Genomic DNA, 24,261 nt, shown 5'->3' with positions numbered 1-24,261 from the left:
AGCCTATCCTTGCCCGCTGACGTGCCGTTCCGACCACAGCCGAACGGCTCCCGGGCGGGTCGCGGGCGAGACCAAAACCAGCCCTTCGGTGTCGCTTCGCACCGCCGTAATGCCTGTTTCGTTGAGCATGTCGAGTGCATCAGCGGTGGGATGCCCGTAGCCATTGCCTGCACCGACGCCCACCAATCCCACGGTTGAGTTAAGCGCAGCATAGAGGGGTGGATATTGATCAGCGGAACCGTGATGACTGACTTTGACGACATCCACCGTAGACACCCTTCTCTCGCCGAGGAGCCGTGCCTGCGCACTCTCGCCTAGGTCGCCAAGGAAGACCGAGCTCAGACACTGGTGTTCGCAATCGGGCCGCGGCAGAAACTCGACGATCACGCTCGCATCATTTCCCGGATCAATACCCGCCAGCCGCTCGCCCGGCCAGAGCACACTCCAACGCAGCTCACCAAGCTCGCCGCGATCGCCGGTGCTGGCAGGAAGCACATGAGCACCGGCTATCGCGAAAGTGTCGAGCAGGGCGACATCCTGTGCGGACCCGGTGGGCCCAACAAGCACCGTGTCCGCCCGGCCTATCAGGGCGGCTGCACCACCAACATGGTCGTGGTCGAAATGGGTGAGCACCAGCAGATCAATTCGCTGTATGCCCAAGCGTGTGAGACAGGAGTCGACGCGCTGCGGATCTGAACCGGTGTCGATCAGAGCAATCCTTTCATCGCTGCGAACCACAACCGCATCCCCCTGACCTACATCGCATTGTGCAAATTGCCAATCCTTGGGCCAGGACAGCATTGCGCTTACCCCAAGGCCGGCGGTCACCGCAGCCGTAAGAGTCGACGCGACCACGAGCATTGTGAGTGCCCGGCGGCGCCACGGATCACGCATCACCAAAGCCGCTAACAGGAGCACCGTCACAGCGCTGAGCACCAGCACACCTACCCAACCCTCCCACCAGGGGATGCGCGCGCCAGGCGCGTCGGCGAAGAATGTTGCCACAGCAGCCACCCACGCGGAGGGCAACCAAGCAATCCACATCAAGCCGATGCCCAGGGGTGGAAACACCGAGAGCGCGACACAGGCCGCCAAACCCACCACCGTAGCTACCGGTGCCGCCGGGGCGGCAAGAACATTCGCGAGAACCCCATAGGAGGGCAGCGTTGGCTGCAACAACAAGAGCACCGGTTGGCACGCAAGTTGTGCTGCGAGAGGCACTGCGATGACGAGCGCGAGCCACTGCGGCAACCATCGGCCCAAGAGTCGAGCCAACGGTTCGGCAAACAGCAACAGGCCCGCCGTTGCGAAGACTGACAGCGCGAAGGCGAAATTGCGCGACAACCACGGGTCGAAAGCAAGAAGGCTAATCGCCGCGAGCGAGAGCACAGCCATGCCCCTGACTGGTCGCCCACTGCCCAACGCTATGAGTACCAGCGTCGCCATAAGCGCCGCTCGAAGAACGCTAGGGTCTGGGGTGACCACAACGACGAACGCCAGCAGTACTAGCACTGAGAGCGCAATCCTCAACACACGGTGAGCGCCGAGTCTGCCGCCGAGTGCCATGATCAGACCAACGACGATCGCGCAGTTTGCTCCCGATACCGCGGTGAGGTGACTCAGCGAACTTGTTTTCATCGCCGCATCCAACTCTTCACTGACAGCTGCGGTGTCGCCGATCGCGAGCCCGCCAATGAGTTCTCCGCCACCACCCGGAAGGATCTGGGCTGCGGTCGCAAACGTACGCCGGAGTTGGTTCGCCCACTCGACAGACGCCGGAGGGTCGGCGCGCCACTGAGGGCCCTCCGACGCAAAAACCAACACCGCTCGACCATCGCCCGGCTCGGTTGCAGTGAGCGTTGCTGCGACCGAGAACTCGACGCCTATTCCCCATTCGTGAGTCGGTGGTGCCACAGCTGCATCGTTCGCACCGAAGCGATTACTCTCACGAAAGACCAGCGCAGGAGAACTCAACTGCAGCGCCTGCCCGTCGACAATTACCGAAGACAACTGGGCCTGAAAGTATTCCGCATCGGCTAGCACCGTCGACGTTGTCGTGCCCCATACCTCCACCAGAGTGTGGTGAGCGGCAAGATCGTTCAGCGATTCAGGCTGACGCGCATCCGCGTGCACCGCAACGGAGGTCGAACAGAGGGCTCCCAACGCGCATGCAAGCGCAACACTGGCCAATAGCTGCCGCCGAGAGACGACGGCAGAGGCGGTAGCGACGCCCGCGGCAAGCCACAAAACCACCGCACTCGCGACGGCCCACTGCGGAACACCAATCAGCAGCACCGCGACCAACCACGCGGCGGCAACGGGGATGCTCAACCTCAGATCGAGGTTCATACGGTGATCAGCTCGCGGAGCCCCTCAAAGGTCTTATCCCCGATCCCTGAGACGTTGCGGAGATCATCAATGCTCGTGAATCGACCATTAGCATCGCGCCACGCCAAGATTCGGGCCGCCATCGCCGGCCCGACTCGTGGCAGCGTATCGAGCGCGGCCACATCCGCCGTGTTCAGATTCACCCGCGAATCGGATGCCGCAGCATCCGCCACCTGCTCGCCTTCTGTGGGCACTGAGAACTGTTCGCCATCAGTTAACAGCCGTGCGAGATTGAGCTCGTCACGGTTGGCGGTCTCGGTGAAGCCTCCAGCGGCAGCAATCGCGTCAATGACGCGGGCACCGTCAGCGAGTTCAAAGAGGCCGGGTCTCGCGACGGCCCCGGTGACATGCACGAAAACCGACCCGGAACTGAGCGCAAATTCGCCCGAGGGCTCCCCAGGCTCACCCCGAGCGATCTCTGCCGACTCTGGTCGCGCAGAGAGAGCTGTGGCGAGCACGGCGCAGCCGAGCGCGACCAACACCAACACGACGACTGCCCCGACGCGTAGCCGCAATCGCGCGCGCCTAGCCTGCTCAAACTCTTCCACGCACAGAAACTACGCGCGCTCCTGATCCGCAAGCGCGCGCAGTGTCGATATGTGCGGTTAGTTAGCCTTGGTTGCGATGTTGACGAGTCGAGGAGCGCGAACGATGACCTTCACGATCTCGCGGTCACCAACGGTGCGCGCCACAACTGCCGAGGCTAGTGCGAGTGCTTCGAGATCGGCGGCATCAATCTTGGGCGAAACCTCAAGACGATCACGAACCTTGCCGTCAACCTGCACAACAGCCGTAATCGACTCTTCAACGAGCAACGACGGGTCAGCCTTGCGCCAGCCGGCGAGAGCAACGGTTGGCTCGTAGCCAAGACGCTCCCACATCTCTTCCGCCGTGTGCGGGGCAAACAGACTCAGTGCAATGGTGATCACTTCTGCGGCTTCCCGCACCGCGGCATCCCCACCACCAGCACCAGTGTCGATCACCTTGCGGGTGACGTTCACGAGATCCATGATGCGCGCAACAAGCACGTTGAACTTCAACGACTCAGCAAGCCCTGGACCGTCAGCCAAGAAGCGATGAGTGGCGCGGCGGAGGGCAATATCGCCGGTCTTCCACTCGATCTCGGGTGCGCTTGTCACATCTCTGACGAGCCGGAATGCGCGAGCCAAAAATTTATGGGATGCGGGAGGCGAGACGTCTTCCCAGTTGATATTTTCCTCGGGTGGGCCTGCGAACGCGAGAGTCAACCGGAGTGCGTCGGCACCGTGCTCGGCAATTTCACCGGAGAATGTGACTGCCTTGCGGCTGCGCTTCGACATCTTCTTACCCTCAGAGAGCACCATGCCCTGATTGAGCAGTGCGCTGAATGGCTCGGTGAAGCTGACATAGCCGAGGTCGAAGAGCACCTTGGTGATGAAGCGCGAGTACAGCAGATGCAGAATTGCGTGCTCAACACCGCCGACATACTGGTCGACAGGAGCCCACTTTTCGGCCTCTGCCGGATCGAAGGCCTTGTCTGGGTCATTCGGCGAAAGGAAGCGTAAGAAGTACCACGAGCTGTCGACAAAGGTGTCCATAGTGTCAGCATCTCGCAGCGCTGGGCTGCCATCGCGGGGGTCGGCGACACTGATCCAGTCTTCGGCAGCGGCGAGCGGCGACTTGCCCTTGGGCTTCAGATCGAGGCCTTCGGTTGACGGCAATTCAACCGGTAGCTGGTCGAAGGGAACAGGAATTAGTTCGCCGTCAGAGCCGTGGATGATCGGGATAGGCGTACCCCAGAAACGCTGCCGGCTGATCAGCCAATCGCGCAAACGGTACGTCTTCGCTGCGCGACCTGTTCCCGCTGACTCAAGCTGCTCAACGATCTTCTTGATCGCGTTGCTCTTGCTGAGACCATCGAGCGGCCCCGAGTTGATCATCCGGCCATCACCCTGCAACGACTTACCGGTTTCGCGCGGATTCAACGGAGGCAGATCATCCGGAAGGATTGCCATTCCATTTTCGTCGAGTTCGAGAATAGGGATCGTTCCCGTGATGGGTGCGTTTGTATCAAGAACAACGCGCACCGGCAGGTCGAACTTAATAGCGAATTCGAGGTCCCGCTGGTCATGCGCAGGCACAGCCATAACCGCGCCGTGGCCGTAGTCAGCAAGCACGTAGTCTGCGGCCCAGATCGGGATGCGCTCACCGGTTACCGGGTTGATGGCGAAGCGGTCGAGGGGGATACCGGTCTTCTCGCGCCCAGCATCCTTGCGCTCAATCTCGGTTTGCTTCTGGGTCTGTTCAAGATAGTTCGCGAATGACGCCCTCACGTCATCGCTAGCATCGTTAACAAGTTCAGCAGCAAGATCGCCATCAGGGGCAACCACCATGAAAGTGACACCATAGAGAGTGTCAGGGCGGGTCGTGAAGACCGTGACTTTCTCCTCGCGACCTTCAATCTCGAAGTCGACATCCGCACCGATTGAGCGACCGATCCAGTTGCGCTGCATTGACAGCACCTTGGACGGCCACGCACCCTCGAGCTGATTCAGGTCATCGAGCAGTCGGTCGGCGTAGTCAGTGATCTTCAAGTACCACTGGGTGAGCTTCTTTTTAACGACCACAGCACCAGAGCGCTCGGACGTGCCATCGGGGAGAACCTGCTCGTTTGCCAGTACCGTCTGGTCTACCGGGTCCCAGTTAACCCAAGAATCTTTGCGGTATGCGAGGCCCTTTTCGTACATCTTGAGAAACAACCACTGGTTCCACTTGTAGTACTCGGGGTCGCTCGTGTGCAGAACGCGATCCCAGTCGAACGAAACGCCATAGAGTTTCATGCTCTTCTTCTGCTGGGCGATGTTGTCGTAGGTCCAGCCGCGAGGGTCAATGCCGCGCTCGATTGCCGCGTTCTCTGCGGGGAGACCGAAAGAATCCCATCCGATGGGGTGCAGCACGTTGAAGCCGCGCTGACGCCAGTACCGAGCAGCAATATCACCGAACGCGTATGCCTCAGCGTGCCCCATGTGCAGATCGCCCGAGGGATACGGGAACATGTCGAGAATGTACTTGCGTGGCCGTTTATCGTTGGGGTCACTGGTAGCGAATGGTTTCAGCTCGTCCCACTTGGCCTGCCACTTCGCATGGATGGCCGCGACATCGTAGTCAGGGGCAGCATCGCGATCATCGTGTGCACCAGCGAAGTTGGGCTGCTCAGTCACGTAAACACTCTCAATTCGTTACAGGGAAGGTCCAAGATTACCCAACCCAGGGCCGCACTCGAGGGGGCCAAAATATGTCGGGTAGATCAATTGTCTATGAGTTGACCCATCTCACAGTACACAGGCTTGCGCACCCGTGGCGGCTACACCATCTCATCGGGCGCGAACGCCCAACACGGCGAGGAGAGCGGCCGCCTTGAGCTTCACCTCGGCGAGTTCTTCGGCCGGCACAGAGAGGGCCGTGATGCCGCCGCCGGCTCCGATTGTGGAGCCCCGATCATCCATCACAATTGAACGGATGACCATGGCCAAGTCAACGGCGCCGTCGAGCCCCACATACCCGAACACTCCGGAGTAGATGCCTCTCGGAGCGCACTCAAGGGCGTCAAGAATGAGGGTGGCGGAGTGCTTCGGCGCTCCCGTCATCGAGCCAGCGGGAAAGGAGGCGGCAATGGCGTCAACCGTGCTCACGTCAGCCCTGAGCTGCCCGGTCACGGTGCTCACGAGCTGGTGAACCGTCGCATAACTCTCGACGGCAAAGAGCTTCGAAACGACGACGGATCCCACCTCGCAGACGCGACCGAGATCGTTGCGCATGAGATCGACGATCATGAGGTTCTCGGCGCGTTCCTTCTCGCTAGCGAGGAGCTCTAGCTGAAGACGCTCGTCCTCCGCCGGATCGACGTCGCGTCGACGGGTGCCCTTGATGGGTTTTGTCTCGATCACCCCGCTCGGATCAATCGACAAAAACTGCTCGGGCGACGAACTCAGCAGCGCAACGTCACCGACCTGAATGAATCCACCGTGGTGGCTGGGATTCGCCGCCCGGAGTGCGAGATAGGTGTGCACGGGATCGGCGGCGGGTTCCACATGCACGTTCGTGGTCAAACACAATTGGTAGGCGTCGCCCTCGACGATTGAGTTCTGACACTGCGCAATCATCTCGAGGTACTGCTCGTCGTTGTCGCGCCACGTGGCAACAGGAGTTTCATGGATCACTCTGGTCGATTGGCTGTCGTCTCGCAATGCCGCACGTGCGACAAGCGCCTCCATCTCTTCGCGCCAGTCCTGAAGCTCCCCTGTCCACCCCTCGCCCAGCGCCATCAGACTGAGGCTCTGCGACTCATGATCGACCACGATCGCCCTGTCGATCCACAACCATGCTGCATCAGGAGTGGAAGCGTGAGCGCGGATCGCAACATCCATCGACTCTCCCCGCAGCTCATACCCGAGCCATCCAACCCATCCGAGCCGAAAACCGGCCGGGGCCCCAGAGAAGTCGATCTCTGTCGGAACGAACTCGCGGCGCATCCACTCAAAGACCGGTTCATCGAGCTGGGTGCTAAGAACAGCACATGAGGACACCGCCAAATAACTGCGCCCCGACGCCGCCGAAAATCCGCTATCGAGCCACACCGCGCCGTGAGAAATCGAGCCACGTGCACCCAGGCCGTGCGCCGCCATTAGTTCCGCAAAAAGTGCGGCGGGGTCAACAGAGGCCCCCAAGTCAGCCGAGAGAATGCGAGAGCGCATAACCTAAGCCTATGAGTGCGAACGCGATTTACCGGTGGCAGAACGACCAACTAATCGAGTTAGCACCCGAAGATGCCCCGACAGCGTCAATTACGGTGGCAGATTCGTGGCTAGTCGACACCGGTAAAGTGCTGGCCCTCAACCTTCACCGGCAACGATTCATGGATGCCGTACCCGCTTCACTGCACGATCCTGCCGACAATTTTTTTACTGCTGCGATCGCGCAACTCCCCCGCGCTGGTGCGTGGTTTCCGCGCGTAGAGTTGCGCGGAGCCGAGTTCTTTCTTCGTCTTCGCCCCGCTCCCGACCTAGAGCGTTCGGCGACGCTGATCAGCTTCACCGGCGACGATCCGCGCACAATGCCCACGATCAAAGGTCCAGATCTTGACGCGATGGCTACGCTGAGCAGGGGTGCGCACGAACACGGTGCCGATGAAGCGATCCTTCTCACGAGGGAGGGGTATGTCGTCGAAGGTGCCTATAGCGCTGTGTTGTGGTGGCGCGGCGATATCTTGTGTGGTCCACCGGCGGAATTCGAACGAATTGACAGCGTGACCGCCCGAACCGCACTGACGCTTGCTCGCGCGCTGGGACTCGACATCCATGAGGAGGCTGTGACCCCGGCCGAACTGGAGGGAACCGAGGTGTGGGTGGTGAACGCGCTTCACGGTATTCGTATTGTCCCGCGGTGGATTGACGGACCAGAGCTGGCCGAGAGGCCACAACGGCTTGAGCAGTGGCGTACTCGACTCGGGGCGCTCACTCGCACCATTTAGCCAGTCTGAGCACGGTTCCGCTCGCTAGGCTCGCTACGTGGACCCTGTTGACTTCGCACTGAGCGCCGAGCCGATCGCTGGTGGCGTCGACTTTGGCCAGTGGCTCAATGAGGCATTGACTTTCATTCTCGACACCGTGCAGTCGGTGGATCCTGTGCTGCGCACGGTCCTGGCGGGGTTTGCGATCATGCTCGAAACGTCGATCTTGATCGGGCTGATCGTGCCCGGAGATACTGTGGTAATTGTGGCAAGCACTGCGGTCGGCAGTCTTGTCGAGGCGATGTTCCTTATTGCGGCAGTGATTGTTGGGGCCCTCATCGGCGAAAGCATCGGCTTCGCTCTTGGCCGCTTCTTCGGCCCCAAGATTCGCCAGTCGCGACTTGGCGACCGGATCGGTCGGGCACATTGGGATCAGGCGGAACGCTATCTCGCGCGTCGTGGCGGGGTTGCGGTATTCATTTCCCGATTCCTGCCCGTTCTTCACTCGCTGATCCCGGTAACGGTCGGCATGAGCGCGATGCGCTACCGCACCTTTATGGCCTGGACAGTACCCGCAACGACAATCTGGTCGATTGCCTACGTGTCGGTTGGCGCTCTGGCTGCGGGAAGTTTTCGCGAGTTGCTTGATGGGTTGCACTACGCAGGCTATATCTTTGTCGGGATTGTTGCCGGGTTCACAGTGCTCGCGATTGTCGCAAAGAAGCTACTGCAACGTTCTCAGCGACGCCACATGGAGCACAACGACACTGACCACGAATAGTTTCGTTCGGCCTGTCGGCCGCAGCGCAACAGTGTTAACGAACGCGGGGCGGATGCACGTGCATCCGCCCCGCTTCACTGGACTGACCAGTGTGTGGTGCTAGCTGAGGCCGTTCTCGCTCAACCACGCGCTAGCGATGTCGTCTGATGACATCTTGTCGACCGTGCTCTGCACGTTGAGTGCCACGAGGCCCTCAGGGGTGAGCTTGGCGCTGACCGCGTTGATAACATCGGCGATCGAGTCCGCAATGTCTGCGTTCACGAGTGGTACGACGTTTGATGCCAAGAAGAGACCCTCAGGGTCGGTGAGGGATACAAGGTTCTCGGTTTGGATGCGCGGGTCAGCACTGTAAACGTTCGCGATGTTGATGGTGCCGGCGACAAGTGCATCGACGGTGGTGTCTCCGGTGGCGGTGAAGCTCACCGTTGCGCCGTAAACATCCTGAAGACCGGCAGGCCCGTAGGGACGCTCTTCGAGTTCAGCGTTGCCGCCAAGCTTGAGGTCGCTCAGGCCGGCGAGGTCGGCGAGGGTGACGAGCGAGTTCGCGGACGCGAAGTCTGCGGTTACGTTGTAGGAGTCCTGATCGGTTGCTGATGCCTGGTCGAGCACGGTAAGGCCCTCCGGAAGTGCATCCGCCAACTCTGCGTAAACATCTTCTGATGCCGTCGCGGTGGTGTCAGGGCTGTAGAACTGGAGAAGGTTTCCCGTGTACTCCGGGAACACGTCTACTTCGCCGCTCTCAAGCGCGGGCAGGTAGGCATCGCGCTGACCGATCTGGAATTGACGCTCTACATCAAAACCAGCATTTTCGAGAGCCTGCGCATAAATCTCGGCAATGATCTCGTTGGAGTAATACGCCTGCGAACCAACAACAATGGTCTCGTTGTTGGTGTTCTCATCACCTGATCCGGTGGCGAGTGGGTCACCGGATGCACACCCTGACAGGGCCAATGCCGCCCCGACCACGGCGGCGCCAAGCGCGAGCCGGCCTTTTTTCTTTGCTGTGAACATTTCTATCCTCTTCTTTCTTGGGCAGTTTTTGCTGCCACCACTCGTCGTCGGGGTGACGACGTGCGGATATCTTTAGCACGCCCAGCCGAAACTCCGCGGGGAATCGCGAATTGCTGGATGAGCGCGAATATTCCATCGAGCGCGAGAGCGAGAGCGGCAATCAGTAGCGCGCTGCCGAGCATCTCGTCATAACGCTGAAGTGGGAGTCCGCGGAAGATGTAAATCCCGAGCCCGCCGAGCCCGACATACGCCGCAAGTGTGGCTGTGGCAACCACTTGAAGAGTTGCGGCGCGGAGCCCGCCAATGAGCAGGGGCAAACCGATCGGCACTTCAACTTTCCACAAAATCTGCCACTCAGTCATCCCCACAGCGCGCGCAGCGTCAATAACGCGACGATCAACGGCCTCGATTCCGGCGTAGGCGCCCGCAAGAATTGACGGGATCGCAAGCAACACAAAGGCGGTAATCGCAGCCAACTGAAGTTGTACTTGGGCAACACCAATCAGAAGCACCAAAAACAGGATTAGGCCGAAGGATGGCAATGCTCGAGCTGCGCCAGAAAGGCCGACGGCAAAATCGCGACCCTTACCGGTGTGGCCAATGAAGAATCCGAGCGGGATCGCAATGATCGCGGCTATCACAACGGAAATGAATGTGTAAAACAGATGCTCTTCCAGACGGACCGGAATCGGATTACTGCCTTCAAGCCGGTCTGGGGAGAACAACCATTGCAGTGCTTCACTGAGGAAATTCATGCGGTTGCGCCTTCCACAGCAGCATCGACCTGACTAGCTTTCGTTTTCTTGGCGGTGGTCCAGGGCATGAGCATCCGCCCGACGAGTACGAGACCTCGGTCAATAAGCAGGGCGACAACAACGGTCATCACTACCCCAGCGAAAATTTCCTCTGGTATCCGACGCTGAAAGCCATTGGTAAACAGGTAGCCCAAGCTCTCGACGCCGATCAGGATTCCGACGGTAACCAGACTCACTGTCGAGACCGCAGCCACACGAAGCCCTGCAAGAACGACGGGACCGGCGAGCGGAAAGTCGACAGTCCAGAATCGACGCCAGCCGCCAAACCCTACGGCGGTAGCCGATTGACGGATCGCGGGATCAACAGAGGTGAGTGCATCCGCCACAGATCTCGCCATGATCGCGACGGCATACAGCGTAAGCGCGATGGTGATGTTGAGTTCACTGAGGAAGCTGATGCCCAAAAGGGGTGGCAGGATCACAAAAAGTGCCAACGACGGGATTGTGTAGAGCAAGCCGGCAAGAGTTAATAAGATTCCCCGAGTGAGCTTGAAGCGATACGCAACCCAGCCCAGCGGGATAGAAATAAGAAAACCGAGAACAATCGGGGGGATGCTCAGTCGAACGTGTTCAAGCGTGAGGCCCCAGATCAAATCAAGATTATTGATGATCCACGTCACGCCGGCTCCGACCCACCGACGAGAACTCCTGCTCCACGGCCCTCGCTGTCGACCAGAATCGTTCCCGACTCGGTCTTCTTCAGCGAGAGAGCACGCTTACCGCGATCGGTGCCAATAAAATTCGCGACAAAATCGCTGGCGGGCTTCGCCATGATCTCATTAGGACTGCCGACCTGCGCGATCTTGGCACCCTTCTCAAGGATGACCACCTGATCGCCGAGCAGGAACGCCTCGTCGATGTCGTGAGTGACGAAAACGATCGTCTTGTCGAGTTCATGCTGAAGTCGAATCGTCTCCTGCTGCAGTTCCGCTCTCACGATGGGGTCGACGGCCCCAAAAGGCTCATCCATCAACAGAATGTTGGGATTAGCCGCCAAGCCGCGGGCCACCCCCACGCGTTGTTGCTGGCCGCCCGAGAGTTGACTCGGATAGCGATCGGCAAGCGTGCGGCTCAAGCCAACCTTGTCGAGTAGTTCGAGCGCTTGAGCACGTGCCTGCTTCTTAGGCACACCATTAAGCGTCGGAACAGTGGTCACGTTGTCAATGACTTTAAAGTGGGGCAGAAGCCCTGAGTTTTGCATCACATAGCCGATGCTGCGCCTGAGAGCCACCGGCTCCTTGCGCATGATGCTGTCACCATCAATTTCGATGTCGCCCTCAGTGAGGTCTACCATGCGGTTGATCATCCTGAGCAGCGTAGTTTTGCCACTGCCCGATGAGCCGACAAACACCGTGATTTTGCGTGAGGGAATCACGAGGTTGAAATTGTCAACAGCAACGGTACCGTCGCTAAATCGTTTGGTTACCGCTTGAAATTCAATCAAGATTTCGGCTCATTCCTCGCGCCCCTGCGCGGATCGACACTTGCCAGCGCTAATAGCTAAACAGTATTCGAAGCCGCTGTCATTCCCGATTGGGCATAACTAGTCAGATTTACAGGAAGCCGAAACTTCTACCAGCCGATGTTCTCCGCGATAAATCCGCGAACAGCAGAGGTACTTACGGTGATGAATTCGTCATCGCCCTGTGGATTCATGAGGAACGCACGCGCAACAAGCGCATCGCTCATCTCAAGACCCGCTTCGAGCGTAAATCGTGACGCTGCAGAATTCTCGACACCAAAGCGAGCCGACAGCGCCTCGACAATACGTTCAGCCACAAGTGACTTGTGAGTACGGCCATTGGGCAGCGGGCGAAGATCAAGTTGATCTCCGACACGGAGCCCGCGGAACCCAGGCTCAGTGCGGTAGGTGTCGATGACGGACGCGAACGCTTGCGACAGCGCTTCACTCCAATCCGACTGCGACGGGTCGTTGATCGCCTCATTGATTCGTGTCATCACGCGATCAAAGTTGCGCGCGCCTAACGCTTGAAGCAACACGATACGGTCGGGAAAATAGCGATAGACGGTGCCGATCGATGCTGCTGCGCGCTCGGCAACCATGGCGGTGGTTAGCCGCTCAATGCCGACTTCGTCCACGATCGATGCTGCTGCATCGAGTAGTGCTGTGAGGCGAGCGGTGCTTCGTGCTTGCACGGGCTCGTTGCGAAGCGAGACTGCTGGTTCAGTCGCGATGTCAAAAGTTGTTGTCTGTGCGGACACAATGACCCCCTTCTCGGTGTCTGATCAATCCTAACCTTTAGAATGCCCGTTCTACGGGAGGTGGAAGCCAATTTTTTCTCCCTTAACGTCCTAGAGTTGCTATATGTGCGGTCGATTTGCCATGGATGACACGGTCAATCAGATGATTACCGAGTTCGTTACTGCCACCGGCAGGCCCCCCGAAGAATGGCAAGCAGACTGGCTCGCGACACCGATAGCGCGGCCCACCGATCAGGTACCGATACTGCTCAAGACTCGCGAAGATCGGGATAATCCCCACTCGGCGCTCATTCCGCGCGCTGCACTGGCACAGTGGTGGCTGACCCCGCCATTCTCGCCCGCACTGCGAGGCAAACACGCCACGTTCAATGCGCGCAGTGAGACAGTTACGCAGAAGCCGACCTTTCGCGCGGCCGTTGCGCATCAACGTGCAGTGCTTCCTTCGATCGGTTACTTCGAGACTAAGAAGACCGGCCCGAAACCGGTGCCGTACTACATCACCCCTCCCGACGGACTCCTGTTCTTCGCCGGGCTGTATTCCTGGTGGCAAGACCCCACAAGCGAGCCAGGTGATCCCAAGCGTTGGCATCTCACCACCACCATGCTGACGCAAGCAGCAACGGGTACCCTGGCAGAAATCCATGATCGGATGCCGGTCATAGTCGCCAAAGGTGCCATCGATGAGTGGATCGATCCCCGCACTCTCGGGGATGAGAATTTGGTACAGGCGACGGTAGCGGCATCCGCAATTTTGGGTGAACAATTGCGTGCTGAACCTCAGTTGCGGCAGTAGACCTGTCTGACCCGGTGCTGCCGTGACGGTGGTGTGACCTTAGGCTGGTGCAATGGCTCGACTCGGCAAATCCCCCACACCCGCGCAGACGGCAGGAGAGATTCTGCACCGCGCGGCTCGGATTGAGGATGCCTTTCACCGGTGGAGGGAACGCCGCGGTCGCAAACGCGGACTCACCACAACGATCATTCCCTATAGCAGCTATGGCGGCACCGAATGGGCTCGAGTGCTCTGCCGAGTGGTTCTCACGCGCGGAACTGAAGCGTCGAAGAAGCGTGCCGAAAAGGTTCGAGGTTGGCGCAGTTTCTTCAGCATCCCGGCGAACGATGAGGTTGTCACGGTCACCATTGGGGGCACAACCGTGCAGCTCACTCCGGGGCGTGGTGGCGTAATTGATGAGCAGGTGGCTGTCGCACTTCTCCCTGGCTGGCAGACGGCCACTCTCGCATCTGCGGGTTCCGATGCCACCATTGCCCACATTTTTGTCGTTGACCCGAAAGCGACCTTCGGAATCATTTCTGACGTGGACGACACCGTGATGGTGACCGCGCTACCTCGCCCGCTGCTGGCGGCATGGAACACTTTCGTGCTCGACGAGCATGCTAGACGCCCTGTGGCAGGCATGGCTGTCTTGTATGACCGTCTCGCGCGAGCGAATCCACTCGCTCCCGTCATCTATCTCTCTACGGGCGCGTGGAATGTCGCGCCGACGCTGACGCGCTTTCTCAGGCGGAACCTGTACCCGCGCGGTGCGATGCTTCTGACTGACTGGGGGCCGACCCACGACCGCTGGTTCCGCAGTGGCGCCGAGCATAAGCGGGACAGTCTTCGCAGGCTGGCCGCTGAGTTTCCCGCGATCAAGTGGCTCCTGGTCGGTGACGACGGGCAGCATGACGAAGAGATTTATGGGGAGTTTGTCGCAAGCCACCCCAACAATGTCGCGGCAGTCGCAATCCGGCAACTGTCGACCGGTGAGGCAGTTCTCGCCGGTGGCCGCAGTAACTCCGCGGAACGTGAACGTGAGTCGCCGACTCCGTGGCGCTTCGCGCCTGACGGGGCACGCTTGGCTGTCGAGCTCAGAGAGCTCGGACTTATCAACGACTGAGCACACGATTTAGTTTGTGAGCGGAATTCGATTGTTAAATTTCGCGCACGATGACCGGATGTGCAGTAAGCGAGCTCTTGACGCTGCAATGATTGTCCTATGGCGTTACCAATCGAAGACTATGCCCTTATTGGCGACTGTCAGACGGCTGCCCTTGTTGGCCGCGATGGAAGCATTGACTGGCTCTGCTTTCCCAGATTCGACTCCGCATCGATGTTCGGTGCATTACTCGGCAATGAAGATCACGGCCGCTGGCTTGTTGCGCCGATCGCGAGTCTCTATGATTCTGCGACAGTCACCGTCACTCGAAAATATCGCGAGAACACTTTTATTCTCGTTACCACGTGGGTGACTGACGAGGGCGAAGTCGAAGTAATAGATTTCATGCCCTACGGAAACCGACGTGCTGACGTTGTGCGCAGAGTGCGCGGGATACGCGGAAAAGTTGCCATGCACACTGAACTGCTGATCCGATTCGGTTACGCAACCGCGCTACCGTGGCTACACCAAGCCCCTGAGGCGGGTGGCCACGCCGTTATCGCGGTAGCCGGTCCAGACGCAATCGTCGCGCGAGGTATCGAGCTGCATTCGGCCGACCACAAGCACACAGCAAACTTCGTGATCAGCGAAGGCGAAACTCGCGACCTAACGATGACGTGGTACCAGGCACACCGCAACCCACCCGCTGCAGTAAACGTCGACGATGTACTCGCCCGCACGAGCGAATGGTGGCACAACTGGGCTGCCCATTGTGAACCGACGGAACAGTATCCAGAGATCGTCAAAAGATCACTCTTGGTACTGCGCGCGCTTACTCACGAAGACACCGGCGGAATTGTTGCCGCAGCTACCACGAGCCTGCCCGAATGGTTCGGCGGCAGCCGAAACTGGGACTATCGCTATGTCTGGCTTCGCGACGCCGCGCTCACGCTGCATGTGTTGCTCGATCACGGCTATATCGCCGAAGCTGAAGCATGGCGTCGCTGGCTGCTGCGGGCAATTGCTGGCGATCCTGCCGATGTTCAGATCATGTATGGACTCTCGGGAGAACGCTGGCTTGAGGAGCGCGATCTCGATTCGCTTCCCGGCTACGAAGGAGCAACACCGGTTCGTATCGGCAATGGTGCGTTCAATCAATTCCAGGGGGACGTCTTCGGGGAGGTCATGGTCGCACTCCAGGCCGCTCGTCGTTCTGGCGTGCACGAAAACGACTTTTCCTGGCCGCTCCAACGCGCGCTGATGACATTCGTCGAAGACAACTGGAATCGCCCAGACAACGGCATCTGGGAGATTCGCGGTCCGGAACGTCATTTCACTCATTCACGCGTAATGCTGTGGGCCGCCATGGATTGTGCGATCACCGCGGTCGAAGAGTTCGGCCTTGAGGGCCCCGTCGAGAACTGGATCAAGATTCGCTCGGAGATCCATGAAGAGATCGAACGTGACGGTTGGGACGCAGACCGCGGCACTTACACTCAGTACTACGGCGGCACTGGCGTAGATGCTTCGCTCCTACAACTCCCCCAAGTTGGTTATCTGGCCCCTAACGACCCGCGGATGCTCGGCACGGTAGCCGCCATCGAAGAGGAACTCCTCGTCGATGGTCTTTTGCTGCGCTATCGCACAGAAACCGGAGTAGACGGTCTCCCCGATGGCGAGAACCCTTTCCTCGCGTGCTCCTTCTGGCTTGTCGAACAATATGCTGGCTCTGATCGGATCAAGGATGCAACCATTCTCATGGATCGGCTCGTCGGGTTTGCCAACGATGTCGGACTCATCAGCGAAGAATACGACACCGTCAACGAGCGCCAAGCTGGCAACACTCCGCAAGCACTCAGCCATCTCGCACTTGTGCGCGCCGCCGACGCGATCTCGAAAGTAAAGAGCGGTAAATGAAAGTACTGACGACGCTCACACTCGCGCGTCGTTCGCCTTTGTTGCAGGTGCTCAAGACTTCGGTAGCAGCAGTAATTGCTTGGATAGTTGCAGGCTTCGCTCTCCAGCAGCCGCTGCCGATTTTCGCCGCAATCGCGGCCCTGTTGGTGGTTCAGCCAAGCGTCACCCAGTCAATCGAGAAGGGCGTTGAGCGCAGCATCGGTGTTGTTGCCGGTGTAGTGATTGCACTTGGAGCCGGCCAGCTCTTCGGCGACCAAAGTTGGGTGATCCTGAGTGTCATCATCATTTCGGTACTCGTTGCCTGGGCGCTGCGACTCGGGCCCGGCTCCGCCAACCAAATACCCATTAGCGCGATGCTCGTTCTCGCTCTCGGTGGTCAAGATGCGGGCTACGCTGGTGAGCGGATCATTGAGACGATTATCGGTGCCGTGATCGGGTTGATCGTCAACCTTGCGATTGTTGCCCCGGTCTTCGTCAGCCCCGCTCGTGTGGCTGTCGCGCTATTGACGAAGAAAACAGCAGCGGTACTCGATTCGTTGGCTGAGGCATTGCGCACTCCACAGTCCGAGGCACAGCTTCACACGCTTCTTGAAGACGCGCGACTGCTGCGCGATCTGCGCGATGCGGCATCCATCGCACTTCGCGAAGGCACCAATAGCCTGACTCTCAACCCGAGGCGAAGCAAGCATCACCGGATGCTGCGGCGCGAGTCAGAGTTGTTCGCTATGTTGACCGTGCTGGTTACTCGCACACTCGGCATGGCACGGGCTATTCATGACCGGTACGACAACAATTTGGCATCAGACCCTGTAGTCATGTCGATTGCTCGCGAACTCGACCGCGCGGCACACGACTTGCGACTGCGAGGGCGAGCACCAGCTGAGCGTGAGGCTGCGCCGCCAACACGGGAACTGCTCACGCTAACGGCACCGCTCGCGGTGCTCACCGCCCATCCAGAACATTGGATTCTGATCGGCTCACTGCTCGAAGACGTACGACGCGTGCACGAGGAGATCGTCGGCGATACCGACAATGGTTAGCCGACGTCGAGGGTGTCTCACCGTCCCGCTAGCGAGAAATGGCCACGCAGTCGGCGGAGCAGTGCACGAACCGCCCGGTCTCCCCTGACAGGGTGCGACGAAGCGTCAATATTTTGAGTGCAGCCTCGTCGATCGTGGATTCATCGAGCTCGCCATCGTCGATTGCCTGGTCTACGGCAGACACTATCCCCGGAACATCTACTGCGCCGACGTAGAGCAACATCGTATTTCCCGCCTCGATCGCCCGGACTGCGTTTGCAACCTGATTCGAGTACTCAGGAATGCCGGAACGCTCCAACATGCCCATGTCATCCGTGATCACCATCCCGTCAAAGCCGAGATCGTCGCGGAGAATCTCGTGCCACCGCGGGGAAAACGTCGCCGGCTGGGGATCAACAGCAGTAAATGCGAGATGCCCAAACATCACAATCGGCGCACCAGCTTCGATGCCCGCCTCAAAAGGCAATGCATGAGTTGTGCTCCAATCGCTGAGCGAAATTGACGTTGACGGGATGCTTGAATGCGAATCTCCGGGAGCGGCACCGTGACCCGGAAAGTGCTTAAGAGTGGAAAGCACTTGCGACTCCCCAGCGACTGCCTCCGAAACTCGGGCAGCCGCATCCGCACCTGACGACCCGAACGAACGCTCGAAAATGAAGCTTGATCGATCACTGGCAATGTCAGCAACAATTCCAAAATTCACCGAAACACCCACCGACTGCAACAGCGCACCACGTTGGGCAAATGCATCGAAGGATGCCCGAGGTACTTGGGAGCGCAATTCGTATGCCGAAGGCGCGGTATCGGTGGGCACACGCCGAACGATACCGCCCTCTTGATCGGTAGCCACAAGCACGGGCAGACCAGACTCGTCGCTGAGCGCTGACGTCTCTCCACGCAGCTGCGCTAACGAGTCGGGAATATTGTCGCCCATCAAGATAAAACCGCCGACGCCATCGTAGATTGCGGGGATGCTGACGCTGGGTTGGATACCCGGCACGTGAACCATGAGCATGCTCATCACTTTTTGCCCGAGGGACATCGTGGCAAGCCGATCAAGTGCGTACTGGTCGACCGGATTCATAACACCGGGCTCGGCTCGAGGCGCGACGGTCGGCGCGGGAACAACGGGGGTGTGTGAAACCGCACTGCACCCGACGAGCGCAGCCGAAAGAGCAACTATCGCCGCGGCCGCTAGGGTTCGCCGCACTCTAGCCATTCTGCGATGGTACCCGGATTAGCGCTGATGACTCAGGAAAGCCAAGTGAGAGACGCAAATTCTTCAGCGCTGATTCCGAACTTTTCTGTGCCGTGTGCGACGGTCGATCGCACGGAAACCACCGCGGCATCTTTGCGCACGAGGACGTCGATTCCGGCAGGGGTCAACCGCGAGCGCGAAAAACGTATCGCAACAATGTCGAAGGCGTCGTCTGCTCCGACAACATGCCACCGACTCGTAAAAAGCTTGAGCCACCCCTGTCCACGCCAGAGAAACTCATCACCCCGCAACTGGTCTGTACCCACGATCGTTTTCGGCTCGCCGTCAGCGGTCATGTACCTCACCGTGTCAGCCAGGGTTAGTTCGCCGCCGTCGACTTCTTCGTAGGTAAATTCTGGATCGTGGCGCCGCCCGTCGAGCCACATCGGAAAATTGGTCGCCGCAACACTCCAGGTGCCGGGCAGCCTGGCGGCAAGCACCGAGGCATCAAAAACTTCACTCACGTGATCAACATAGGTCACAGCGACTGAGAGTCCGCAATATCGTTGCCGCAGAGCGCTACTCTTACCGAATGCTTCACGCTCTTTTCCGCTCATCACACCCCGGTCCCACCGTTGCGGTCTCGTTCATAGCCTTCGCCCTCGCCCTGGGCATTGGACTCGATCCGTGGAGGATCGTTGTCGTGACGCTAATGATTCTCTGCAATCAATTCTCCATCGGGCTCTCGAATGACTGGCTAGATGCGGCACGCGATAGTCGCAACGGTCGCGAGGATAAGCCCATCGCAAGCGGAGAGATCACCTCGGCAACTGTCGCTCGGGCTGCGATTCTTCTCGCAGCAGCATCCATTGCACTCTCGCTGACGATAGGCGGACTCGCTGCACTCGCTCACGTGCTTTTTCTTGCCAGTGGCTGGCTATACAACGTCGGGCTCAAGTCGACCACAGCATCCGTGATTCCGTACATCATCGGTTTTGGCTCGCTCCCGGCAATCGTGACACTCGCCGCCGACCCTCCGCGGCTTGCTCATGGCTGGGCACTCGCTGCCGGTGCTCTGCTCGGAGTCGCCGCCCACTTCAGCAACGTCTTGCCTGACCTCGACGATGACAGCGTCACTGGAGTGCGTGGGCTCCCCCACCGACTCGGCGCACGCATCTCAGGGCTTGTGATCGCTGCGAGTCTAGTTTCAGCATCCCTCACCATTGTTCTCGGCGCGGGAAGCGCCATAACGGTTGTCTCGATTATCGGCTTGACTCTCACGCTCATACTCGCCGTCGCCAGTGTCGTGCTGGTCATACGAAACACGATGAAGCGCATTCTGTTTCGCCTCACGATTGCGGCAGCGTTGATCAATGTGGCTCTACTGCTGCTCTCGGCTCCCCGTCTAAGTTAGAGGGCGAGGCTCGCGCACTAACCCTCGCCCCCGGCGCAATCCCACTCGAGTGCTCAACCTCACTCGAGCGCGCAACCTCACTCAAGCGCTAGGCACGAGGAGTGGCGACATCCGTTGATTCGGCCTCAGCATGAACAGGATTACGGATGCCCACAAACGACACGACGGCACCCGCGAAGAATAGCGCTGCCGTGACGATGATGACACGGTGAAAGTTGTCGACCGTCAAGGGTCCGACCACGATCACCCCCACAAGCGCAACCGTGATGAGCCCCGCAATTCGGGAGACGGCGTTGTTCACGGCAGATCCGATTCCGGCTTGACGTGCCGAAATCGCTCCAAGAATTGCCGAGGTCAAAGGGGCCACTGTCATCGACAGGCCCACCGAGAAGAGCACAACGCCCGGTAAGACTTGCGTGAAGTAGTTGACGCTCTCTTGCATCGACAGGAATGTTACGTAGCCGATCCCTCCTAACAGCGGACCAACAGTCATAAAAATTCGCGGTCCATATTTACCGCTCAGGCGACCGAAATACGACGAGAGCAGGATGATGCCAATCGACGACGGCAAGAACGCGAGCGCCGCGAAGGTCGCCGCGTAACCCGCAACCTCTTGGAGATAAACGACCACGATGAATCCGCCCAAAGCCAGAGCCCCATAGATGAAAATCGTCGCGATGTTTCCCATACTGAAATTGCGCTCCCGAAACAGTGCGAGCGGCAACATCGGTTGGGGTGCGCGGCGCTGCCACAGCACAAAGGCGACCAGACTGATCAGCCCAACAATGAGGGGCACGAGAATAGCCGGGCTCCCCCACCCATAATTTCCCTGTTCGATGAGGGCAAAGACGGGTCCACCGAGACCGACGATTCCCAATACGGCCCCGAGGTAGTCGATGCGGGTTTCCCGATTGCGTTCGTCTTTCTGGCCAAGCACCACCAGCATCCACAGGGTCGCCGCGATCGGCACAACGTTGATAGCGAAAACGAGCCGCCAGCTGAGCACATCGACAAAGATGCCGCCCAGCACGGGACCAACAATGAACGCTGCACTTGTCCACGCTGTCCACTGGCCTATAGCACGGGCCTGTGCCGGACCGCGAAACGTCGACATGATGAGTGCGAGGGAACTGGGCACCAGCAGCGCACCGGCGACACCTTGAAATCCCCGCAAGACAATCATGAGCTCCGCAGTAGGAGCTAGCGCAATGAGCACCGACGTGACACCAAACGCGATGAGCCCAATGCGCAAAATAACAATGCGGCCGAAAACGTCAGAGAGCGATCCGGCGAGCAAGATCAGCGAGCCTAAAGTGATGAGATAGGCGTCGACGACCCACTGCTGCGTGCTGAGACCGCCACCCAGCTCGTCGCGGATCGCGGGCAACGCAACATTGATGACCGAACTATCAAGAAACGCCACAAACGAGGCAAGGATAGCAATGGTCAGAATGAGTCGTTGGTCTCGTGTCACACAGCTATTCAACACCCAGAGCGAACTGTTTTATGCCCAAAATGTCAGTTAATCGAGCCGATCAAAACCAGAAACGCGCACAACGGCGACGCCTTCAGCTGCCGATTCGGCGAGATCAACCGTTGCCGCAATCGACCAATCGTGGTTACCCGCCGGATCAGCAACGATCTGCCGTACCTGCCACGTGCCCGGCATTTCTGTAATCGCAATCATCGCGGGCCCACGGGCATCCCCGGCCGTCGACATGCTGTTGTGTTCCTCAAAGTAGCGGTCAAGGGACTCACCCCAGGCCTGCTCATCGAAGCCTGCTGCCGCATCCAACTCACCAAGAGCAACCGCGTCATCACGAGCCGCTAACTGCACACGGCGGAACATCTCGTTGCGTACGAGAACGCGAAATGCTCGCGCATTAGTGACAACGGATGCCGGGGTGGGCGGCAACACCGGCTCAGCGCTGGTAGCACTGTCGGCCCCGTTCGTCATGGCCTCCCACTCGTCGATGAGGCTCGAGTCAACCTGGCGAACCAGTTCGCCCAACCATTCGATGAGGTCGAGAAGTTCGTCAGTCTTAGCGTCATCCGGAATTGTTTGACGGGTTGCCCGGTAGGCGTCGGAAAGGTACCGGAGCACTAGGCCCTCGCTGCGCGCGAGCCCGTAGAAGCCAACAAAGTCGGCAAAAGTCATGGCCCGTTCGTACAGGTCGCGCACCACACTTTTAGGACTCAACTCGAAGTCACCAATCCACGGCTGGCTGGCGCTGTACATTTCAAAGGCCGCCGTCAACAACTCATCAAGAGGTTTTGGCCACGTGACCTCCTCTAGCAATTCCATACGCTGGTCGTACTCAATTCCCTCCGACTTCATTGCCGCGACCGCTTCGCCGCGCGCCATGAACTGTTGCTGCGAAAGAATTGGTCGTGGGTTGTCGAGGGTCGCTTCGAGCACAGAAATCATGTCGAGCGGGTAGGCGGGTGACTCGCGGTCGAGCAAGTCAAATGACGCGACTGCGAACGGCGATAGGGGCTGATTGAGCGCAAAGTTGGCTTGCAGGTCGACGGTGAGCCGGATCTCGATGCGTTCGTCGAAGCTCTCAACTTCTTCGCCATCCACGATGATGGTATCGGAGACTCGGTGTTCCTCCACGATCTCTGCAGTGCGAAGTGTGCGGTAGATCGCGAGCGCCTGCCGGGCAAGTTCGCGCTGACTGTGTCGTGGCTCATGATTGTCGTCGATCAGGTGCCGCACATTCGAGAAGACGTCTCCGCCGCGAGCGATCACGTTGAGGATCATGGCATGATTCATGCGCATATTGCTGGTGAGCAGCTCTGGCTCGGCGGCGATCATCCGCTCGAAACTCGATTCGCTCCATGTCACAAAGCCTTCGGGGGGCTTCTTGCGTACGAGTTTGCGCAGCTTCTTGGGGTCATCGCCTGCTTTGGCCACCATCTTGGCGTTTTCAGACTCATGCTCGGGAGCTTGAGCGACGACGGTACCCGCCGTGTCGAAGCCGGCCCGGCCAGCACGGCCAGCGATCTGGTGGAACTCTCGCGCCGTCAATTGGCGCATTCGAGTTCCATCGAACTTGGTTAGTTGGGTTAACAACACCGTGCGGATGGGCACATTGATTCCCACGCCGAGCGTGTCGGTGCCGCAGATGACCCGCAGCAGCCCGCGCTGAGCGAGCTGCTCAACGAGTCGTCGGTACTTGGGCAGCATCCCCGCATGGTGCACACCGATGCCCGACCGGATGAGTCGAGAAAGTGTCTTTCCGAACACCGTGGTGAACCTAAAGTCGCCAATCGCCTCGGCAATCAGGTCACGCTGCTCCCGCGTGACCACCTTGATGCTGGTCATCGCCTGAGCCCGCTCAAGCGCCGCAGCCTGCGAGAAGTGCACGATATAGATCGGAGCCTGCCCAGTAGACAACAGGTCTTCCACGGTCTCGTGAATTGGTGTGATCGCCCACGAGTAGTGCAGCGGCACTGGGCGCTCGACGCCGGTGATGAGGCTGGTCTCTCGGCCCGTGCGGCGGCTCAAGTCATCTGCCAACGGCTGCATATCGCCGAGGGTCGCCGACATCAATACGAACTGCACATTGGGAAGAATCAGCAGGGGCACCTGCCAGGCCCAGCCGCGATCGGGGTCAGCATAGAAGTGGAACTCGTCCATAACCACCTGGTCGACTCTGGCATCCGCGCCCTCACGCAGCGCCAGATTCGCCAGAATCTCTGCGGTACAACAGATGATCGGGGCATCGGCGTTGACCGAAGAATCACCGGTGACCATCCCCACATTCTCGGCACCGAAAATCTCAACAAGGGCGAAGAATTTTTCGCTCACGAGCGCTTTGATCGGCGCTGTGTAGAACGTGCGCTGCCCCTGAGCGAGCGCAATTGCGTGGGCTGCAATTGCCACGAGGGACTTACCCGTTCCTGTCGGGGTCGACAGTATGACGTTCGCGCCCGAGACCAGCTCGATTACCGCTTCGTCCTGTGCCGGATACAGACTCAACCCGCGATCGGATGCCCACCCAACGAAAGCGTCATAGGTTGCGTCTGCGTCATAGGGTGTCCCAAGCGCATCCAAGAGTGAAGACATTGGTTAACCGTAGCTGGGTGACGGGCCCGGGCGCGCC

Annotated in this window: 20 protein-coding genes; 7 read left to right on the top strand and 13 right to left on the bottom strand. The window is 59.2% G+C overall.

Features of this window, described 5'->3' with window-relative positions:
• Positions 1–3: 3 nt before the first annotated feature.
• The 4 genes from AADH44_RS05315 to pabB form a co-directional block, all read right to left on the bottom strand.
• Positions 4–2,349, bottom strand: a complete 2,346-nt coding sequence (locus AADH44_RS05315; RefSeq protein WP_341954517.1) for a ComEC/Rec2 family competence protein — start codon at positions 2,347–2,349, stop codon at positions 4–6.
• Positions 2,346–2,936 (bottom strand): ComEA family DNA-binding protein, encoded by a 591-nt coding sequence (locus AADH44_RS05310; RefSeq protein ID WP_341954515.1) that lies wholly within the window; start codon positions 2,934–2,936, stop codon positions 2,346–2,348. The genes AADH44_RS05315 and AADH44_RS05310 overlap by 4 nt, the downstream gene beginning before the upstream one ends.
• A 57-nt stretch (positions 2,937–2,993) precedes the next feature.
• Positions 2,994–5,588 (bottom strand): leucine--tRNA ligase, encoded by a 2,595-nt coding sequence (gene leuS, locus AADH44_RS05305; protein WP_341954514.1) that lies wholly within the window; start codon positions 5,586–5,588, stop codon positions 2,994–2,996.
• 153 nt (positions 5,589–5,741) lie between these two features.
• Positions 5,742–7,121, bottom strand: a complete 1,380-nt coding sequence (gene pabB, locus AADH44_RS05300; RefSeq protein ID WP_341954513.1) for an aminodeoxychorismate synthase component I — start codon at positions 7,119–7,121, stop codon at positions 5,742–5,744.
• Positions 7,122–7,132: 11 nt separating this feature from the next.
• Between pabB and AADH44_RS05295 the strand changes: the two genes are divergently transcribed.
• Together AADH44_RS05295 and AADH44_RS05290 are read left to right on the top strand one after the other, a co-directional pair.
• On the top strand, positions 7,133–7,897 hold the full coding sequence (locus tag AADH44_RS05295; RefSeq protein ID WP_341954512.1) for an aminotransferase class IV: 765 nt from the start codon (positions 7,133–7,135) through the stop codon (positions 7,895–7,897).
• A 73-nt stretch (positions 7,898–7,970) separates the two neighbouring features.
• On the top strand, positions 7,971–8,657 hold the full coding sequence (locus AADH44_RS05290) for a DedA family protein (RefSeq protein WP_341954920.1): 687 nt from the start codon (positions 7,971–7,973) through the stop codon (positions 8,655–8,657).
• A 99-nt stretch (positions 8,658–8,756) separates the two neighbouring features.
• Here the strand turns inward: AADH44_RS05290 and AADH44_RS05285 are convergent, their stop codons facing one another.
• From AADH44_RS05285 to AADH44_RS05265, 5 genes are all read right to left on the bottom strand, one after another.
• On the bottom strand, positions 8,757–9,668 hold the full coding sequence (locus tag AADH44_RS05285; RefSeq protein ID WP_341954510.1) for an ABC transporter substrate-binding protein: 912 nt from the start codon (positions 9,666–9,668) through the stop codon (positions 8,757–8,759).
• Positions 9,669–9,670: 2 nt separating this feature from the next.
• A complete protein-coding gene (locus AADH44_RS05280; RefSeq protein WP_341954509.1) occupies positions 9,671–10,423 on the bottom strand; it encodes an ABC transporter permease in 753 nt (250 codons plus the stop codon).
• On the bottom strand, positions 10,420–11,103 hold the full coding sequence (locus tag AADH44_RS05275; RefSeq protein ID WP_341954507.1) for an ABC transporter permease: 684 nt from the start codon (positions 11,101–11,103) through the stop codon (positions 10,420–10,422). The genes AADH44_RS05280 and AADH44_RS05275 overlap by 4 nt, the downstream gene beginning before the upstream one ends.
• The gene (locus AADH44_RS05270) at positions 11,100–11,927 is read right to left on the bottom strand and encodes an ATP-binding cassette domain-containing protein (RefSeq protein WP_341954505.1); all 828 of its coding nucleotides are present in this window, start codon (positions 11,925–11,927) and stop codon (positions 11,100–11,102) included. The genes AADH44_RS05275 and AADH44_RS05270 overlap by 4 nt, the downstream gene beginning before the upstream one ends.
• A 128-nt stretch (positions 11,928–12,055) precedes the next feature.
• Positions 12,056–12,706, bottom strand: coding sequence for a TetR/AcrR family transcriptional regulator (locus tag AADH44_RS05265; protein ID WP_341954503.1), 651 nt, complete (start codon positions 12,704–12,706; stop codon positions 12,056–12,058).
• Positions 12,707–12,809: 103 nt separating this feature from the next.
• Between AADH44_RS05265 and AADH44_RS05260 the strand changes: the two genes are divergently transcribed.
• The 4 genes from AADH44_RS05260 (at position 12,810) to AADH44_RS05245 (ending at position 17,540) form a co-directional block, all read left to right on the top strand.
• Positions 12,810–13,499, top strand: coding sequence for an SOS response-associated peptidase (locus AADH44_RS05260; RefSeq protein WP_341954501.1), 690 nt, complete (start codon positions 12,810–12,812; stop codon positions 13,497–13,499).
• Positions 13,500–13,551: 52 nt separating this feature from the next.
• Entirely contained in the window at positions 13,552–14,604 is a 1,053-nt protein-coding gene (locus AADH44_RS05255) for a phosphatase domain-containing protein (RefSeq protein ID WP_341954499.1), read from the top strand.
• Positions 14,605–14,703: 99 nt separating this feature from the next.
• Positions 14,704–16,500 carry a glycoside hydrolase family 15 protein gene (locus tag AADH44_RS05250; protein ID WP_341954498.1) on the top strand — a complete coding sequence of 599 codons (1,797 nt, stop codon included), beginning with the start codon at positions 14,704–14,706 and terminating at the stop codon, positions 16,498–16,500.
• Positions 16,497–17,540, top strand: coding sequence for an FUSC family protein (locus AADH44_RS05245; RefSeq protein WP_341954497.1), 1,044 nt, complete (start codon positions 16,497–16,499; stop codon positions 17,538–17,540). The genes AADH44_RS05250 and AADH44_RS05245 overlap by 4 nt, the downstream gene beginning before the upstream one ends.
• 28 nt (positions 17,541–17,568) lie before the next feature.
• Here the strand turns inward: AADH44_RS05245 and AADH44_RS05240 are convergent, their stop codons facing one another.
• Positions 17,569–18,759 (bottom strand): glycoside hydrolase family 3 N-terminal domain-containing protein, encoded by a 1,191-nt coding sequence (locus tag AADH44_RS05240; RefSeq protein WP_341954495.1) that lies wholly within the window; start codon positions 18,757–18,759, stop codon positions 17,569–17,571.
• Between the two features lie 32 nt (positions 18,760–18,791).
• Positions 18,792–19,262 carry a hypothetical protein gene (locus tag AADH44_RS05235; RefSeq protein WP_341954493.1) on the bottom strand — a complete coding sequence of 157 codons (471 nt, stop codon included), beginning with the start codon at positions 19,260–19,262 and terminating at the stop codon, positions 18,792–18,794.
• 68 nt (positions 19,263–19,330) lie between these two features.
• On the opposite strand from AADH44_RS05235, the gene AADH44_RS05230 reads away from it, so the two are divergent.
• Positions 19,331–20,152, top strand: coding sequence for a UbiA family prenyltransferase (locus tag AADH44_RS05230; protein WP_341954491.1), 822 nt, complete (start codon positions 19,331–19,333; stop codon positions 20,150–20,152).
• A gap of 88 nt (positions 20,153–20,240) precedes the next feature.
• On the opposite strand, the gene AADH44_RS05225 is transcribed toward AADH44_RS05230, so the two are convergent.
• A complete protein-coding gene (locus AADH44_RS05225; protein WP_341954490.1) occupies positions 20,241–21,626 on the bottom strand; it encodes an MFS transporter in 1,386 nt (461 codons plus the stop codon).
• A gap of 48 nt (positions 21,627–21,674) precedes the next feature.
• Positions 21,675–24,224: a DUF3516 domain-containing protein gene (locus AADH44_RS05220; RefSeq protein WP_341954489.1), complete on the bottom strand. Its 2,550-nt coding sequence runs from the start codon at positions 24,222–24,224 to the stop codon at positions 21,675–21,677.
• Positions 24,225–24,261 lie beyond the last annotated feature (37 nt).

It is taken from the genome of Salinibacterium sp. TMP30, assembly GCF_038397785.1.
GTDB lineage: Bacteria > Actinomycetota > Actinomycetes > Actinomycetales > Microbacteriaceae > Rhodoglobus.
The sequence above is the reverse complement of the archived record's forward strand: the minus strand, read 5'-3'. Positions and strand labels throughout refer to the sequence as shown.